At 58.8% G+C, this 4910-nt stretch carries 5 protein-coding genes; all 5 read right to left on the bottom strand.

Annotated features, from left to right (window positions below):
* A partial coding sequence (locus NW857_RS11180; protein WP_414368967.1) for a hypothetical protein occupies positions 1 to 715 on the bottom strand: 715 nt, incomplete at its 3' end.
* Positions 716 to 794: 79 nt separating this feature from the next.
* On the bottom strand, positions 795 to 1712 hold the full coding sequence (gene ispE / locus NW857_RS11175; RefSeq protein ID WP_414349272.1) for a 4-(cytidine 5'-diphospho)-2-C-methyl-D-erythritol kinase: 918 nt from the start codon (positions 1710 to 1712) through the stop codon (positions 795 to 797).
* Positions 1713 to 1836: 124 nt separating this feature from the next.
* Positions 1837 to 2289 (bottom strand): hypothetical protein, encoded by a 453-nt coding sequence (locus NW857_RS11170; protein ID WP_414335364.1) that lies wholly within the window; start codon positions 2287 to 2289, stop codon positions 1837 to 1839.
* Positions 2290 to 2346: 57 nt separating this feature from the next.
* Positions 2347 to 4362 (bottom strand): FHA domain-containing protein, encoded by a 2016-nt coding sequence (locus NW857_RS11165; protein ID WP_414349268.1) that lies wholly within the window; start codon positions 4360 to 4362, stop codon positions 2347 to 2349.
* Positions 4363 to 4505: 143 nt separating this feature from the next.
* The coding region (locus NW857_RS11160; protein ID WP_414368964.1) for an FHA domain-containing protein at positions 4506 to 4910 on the bottom strand (405 nt) is incomplete at its 5' end.

Here is a 4910-nt window from a genome sequence, read left to right as displayed (position 1 = left end):
TGTAGTCGGGATCCTGCACCGCCACATCCCCAAAGAGGAGCGGGGCGCCGTTGCCAAGGGTGAAGTCGCCATCCAAAGCCACAATGGCCTGCACCTCAGGGCTGAGATCCGTCCCAAAGGTCAAGTTGGCCTTGAGACGGTCGCCGGGGTAGCCCAGGTAGTCCCGAAAGGTCAGACAGGAGTCGAAAAAGGCGGGCAGGGATCCCAGCTTGCCTGAGGCGGCCAGGCCGGCGCTGAGGTCGTAGCCGAAAACCCCATAGCCCAAGGGCAGGGGGGTGTTCTGGGTGGCATATCCCGGCGGGATCAGGGCCGTCAACTGGGCCGAGAAAAAGGGATCCCCCTCTCCCCAGGTGTGGCGCAGGCCCAGCTCCAGATCCCGCAGGCCCTGGTTGCGCTGGGTAACGGTGTCAGCCCCGCTGGCAAAGCGATTTTCCAGGAAAACGTAGCTGGTGTTGAGGTTGAGGGTGAGGCGATCGCTGAGGCCGGTTTCGCCAAACAGGTTGAGGCGGGTCTCGCCATACTCGGAAAGGGCCTGCTGTAGGCGTCCCCCCTGGTCAAAGCGGGTGCGGGGTTGGTACACCTCGGGCTGGAGCGAGAGAAACGTCTTCCCTGCCCCGCGAGGGAAGCCGCAGCCGGCCCAGGCCGGCGGCTCCCACCCCCACAAGACAAGGCCCAGGCCCAGCAGCCAGCTTCTTGCCATTGCCAAAGGCTTCATCTAGGGATCCCTCTCGACGGCGCCGCCGAGGAGGATTGTACCTGCAGAGCTCCGTTTTGGGCCTTCGTCTCCATCCACCCTAGCTGGGGCTGAGGCTGCAGGGATCCGGCTCCAGCACAATTCCGGTGGGGGCAAACTGCGTAACCCAAAACTCCACATCCTGAAACTGGCGACGCAGGCTGTCGCGGGCTTGGGCGGCCAGCTCTAGGCTGGGCATGATCCCGAAGACCGTTGGCCCCGACCCCGACATCAGAGCTCCCAGTGCCCCTGCCGCCAGCAGCGATTGGCGCAATTCGCCCACAATCGCATACTCCGGCAAAACCACCTGTTCCAGGTCATTGCGCAAACTCCTGGCCAACGCCGGCAGATCCTGACGGCTGAGAGCCGCCAACACCTGCGGCAAGGTGGGCAGTGCAGGCCCCAAGCTCTCCTGACGAGAACGAAAGGCCTGATAAGCCCAGGCGGTAGAAACCCCCAGGTGCTTGGGTTTGGCCAAGAGCACCGGGATCCCTTCCCAATCGGCCAGCGGCTCCAAAACTTCCCCGCGTCCGGTGGCCAGTTGCGTTCCCCCTTGTACACAGAAGGGAATGTCGGATCCCAGGCGGGCTGCCAAGCTCTGCAACTCTCCCACCGTCAGGCCCAAGCCCCACAGTTGGTTCAACCCCACCAAAACTGCCGCCGCATCAGCCGAGCCGCCTGCCAAGCCTGCTGCCACCGGAATCTGCTTTTCGAGGCGAATCTCCACTCCCATAGTGGCCTGACACTCTTTTTGCAGCAGCTCAGCCGCTTGGTAGGCCAGGTTGCGGGCATCTGCCGGCACTTCTGGGCGATCGCAGGTGAGGTGGATCCCGTGGGGGCAGCACTGCAACTGGACACGATCTGCCAACTGAATGCTCTGCAGCACCATCGCCACCTCCGAATACCCATCCGGACGGGATCCGAGGATTTCCAGGTAGAGGTTGATCTTGGCGCGAGCCATCAGGGTACAGGCTTGCATGGGGCAAAACTCTGGGTTAGCAACAACTCTCAACTCCCCTCAGCCTGTACAGACCTGTTCAAAACCCAGGCTTATCCGGGGAGCTCTTCCAGCCCGATTCTAACGGCAATGGATCCCTCCAGCTCTAGTTGCCGGAGCGAGGCCATGGCCCCAGCCACTCTCCACCGCGAAAGCGCCAGCGGGGAAACAAAATCCGCATCACCACCCAAGCGCTGAGGTAAAGGCAAACCCAGACCACGCTGTAGTGGAGAATAAAATCCCCCAGGTCAAACCGTTGGCTTGGGATACGGGGAAGGCCCACCAGCCTCAGGACTGTGCCCAAGAAAAGCCCTTCCCAAATGCCGGCCAAAAGCTGCAGGATCCCAGGCCAATCGTGATCCCACATCCACCCCATCAAATAGTTGTACACGACATCCCAAACACAGCCAAACAGACCTACGTAGAACAGCACCCAAAAATAGATGAGGCTACCGCCATGTCCGGTGAGACCAAAATAAAAGGGTAAAGTCGCTAAAACACCTACCGTAGCTAACAAAAAAATGCGGGTTTGCCAACGGCCAATGAGAGTTGGTGTCATTGTTTCCTCCAGTTTTGTTGGCCAAAATCGCTAGTTCGTTTGGCTTCAGTTCAAAGGCTAAGGGCTGAGGTTCAAGGCCCACTTGCACCACTGCCACAGGGATCGGATCCCTTCCAGACCTTTAACGCCTGGCGCCCGCAGCCGAGCCAGGTGCTCCACCGAGCGATGGGCGCAGTACTGCAAGCCCAAAAACGTATCCACCGGCGCATAGGGCCCACCCAAGGTGATGATCCCGGCAGCATACATCCGCCCATCCCGGTTGCGCATCTCCACCAGCTCAAAATCGTTGGAAACATGTAGGCGTCCGTGGGGATTGAGGGGCAGATTGTAGCGGGTAATCAGGTCGTTGAGGAGAGGATGGGTCATGGGATCCGAAACCAAGCCCGTGCAATCGATAACGAAATCGGCTTCCACCTTCAATTGGGTGTTGTTGTGGGTACCTCGAATGTAGGTCACCGGCTTGCCCTTGTCGCCGAGAACCACCGATTCCACCTTGCCAAAGACAATCGAGTACCAGCCCTCCTGTAGCCCTTGCCGCACGATCCGCCGCCACTTGCGCCGGCTTGCCGTTGTGGTGCCGCCCCAGGCTTCCAGCAGTTCGCGCCGTTCCAGGGGGGTTGCTGCTTCCAATTTGGCGCGCAGAACCCCGCCCCAAGTGCCTTTGGGCCAGTTGAAAGGCTGAAACTCCCAATGGTTTTCCACCGCCCGTTTGGCCCGTCCGAAGCGATTGCCGCCTTTGGGCGCACGGCTCAGATGCACCACCGAGATGCGGGGGTTGACTTTGCGGGCTTGGTAGAGGCGCTCCATCACCTGGGAAGCGACGATCCCAAATCCGCGGATCAAGACCGTGCCGCCCTGTTTTTCCAATTGCTCATAAACGTGATCATGGGGCTCGTATCCATGTACTACAGATTTCAAATCTCCTGTTTGTTCCCGAAACTCTTGCAGGTCGTTGAGCAATTTGATAGCCGGATACCCAGTCGCCAAATGCAGGTACTTGGCCACCATAAAGCGGTGATCTGGGTGGCCGGGGCGCGTTGCCGAATAGGCCACCACATATCGCCCATCCTCCGTTTTGCGAATGGCGCGAATATGGCCGTAACAAAGCATTTGATCCCAGCCAATGCGAGCCGCTTCCCGATCCATCGAGGCGAATACATCCCCCGCCCGCGGCGTGTAAGTATCTGCCAGCAAAGGTTCACTAAACACCTGCCACAAAAAGCCAAATGCTTCCAACAATCGGCCGGAGAAAAAAGAGCGCCAAGCATCTCGCAAGGCATAGCCGGGCCAGCCCCAAATGTTGTCCGGGCAAGAATCGGAGCCGGAGCGAATTCGCTTCCAACGGGGGATCTGGCAGTTGGTCAACAGCCGTTCATACCGTTCGTAGGGTTTGCGGGCAATGCTGATGACGCGGATGTGTTCGGATCTGACCCCATAGATGCGCAGGGTATCCACCCAGACAAAGCTGCCCATACCGCCGCCCAACGCCAAATAGAGGGTCTCCTCCACGGGTAGGCCGGTGGCTTTGAGAGCGCTCAGGGCAATTTGCTCGGCTCGAAACAAGTCCGGTGGCGGAAAGTCTGAGCTGGCCCGCACCTCGGGGAGTTGCTCCGGGGCGAAAACCACCGTGGAAGCCGGGGGAACCTCAAATGCGGTGTCGGGTTGGGTGGCCGGGCGAATGAGGTCGGTGCGGGGCTCCAGCAAAAGGGTAGGGGTGCCGATCAACAGGGTGGCGTTGGGATCCCTCAGCAAACTGACGGTGATGCTGTAGGGGCCGAGCTCCACCACTTCCCCGCCCTGCAGCACCCGGCGTGCTTGTCGGATTTTTTCCCCATTGATGCGGCTGCCGTTGGCACTGCGATCCTCGTAGATGACCTGGCCACCCTCACCGAGATAGATAAGGGCGTGGTAACGGGAGATCTCCTGGCTGGCAAATACCGCTCTGGCCACTTCTTGCCCCTGCCATTCCTGTGGCAATTGGGCCAGCTCTCTGCCCAAGGCGAGAGGCAATGGAAAAATTGGCTCCTGCTGTTCTTCGGTGATGGGATCTTCCCAGCTCAGTTGAATTTGCATAGCTTTTGTTCACCTCTGTAAATCGTGACGAGGCCATCGAGAACAACACAGAACAACGTAACCTCACGAGTCACCTTGGACTTGGCTTGGGATCCCTTTTGCAACTGCTGGGATCCAGGAGAAAAATGGAACGGTTTGGTTCTCTAGGCAGGAGATTGCGAAGCCTTTTCAGCCTCTGGAGGAGGGATCACCAGCGAAGCACTCAAAACCAAATGTCCGCAATAGGGGCAATTTTGGCCCTGATATTCCGGGGGCAGGTAGTGAGGGTTTTCCAGGCGGCTGCACTTAACCTTAAGGGTGTCCAAAGTGCCACGGCTCAGGGGCACCCCTTGATCTTTCCTGGCAACCTCTATAGACTTCACGCCCAGCACAATACGCCCCAATTGGATTTGGCTATTGGCCTCAAGCGCAAGCTCTTCCTGAATGATTTTTCGGCCATTCACCCAAATGGGGTTGGGCTGCTTAGGCGGCAAACGATCCCGCGTCAAGTTGCGAATGTAAAACTTTAGAGTTTTGGGATCGAGATAAAGCCCGGCATGCATTCCTGA

Source organism: Synechococcus sp. H55.9 (assembly GCF_047462355.1).
Classification (GTDB): domain Bacteria; phylum Cyanobacteriota; class Cyanobacteriia; order Thermostichales; family Thermostichaceae; genus Thermostichus.
The sequence above is the reverse complement of the archived record's forward strand: the minus strand, read 5'-3'. Positions and strand labels throughout refer to the sequence as shown.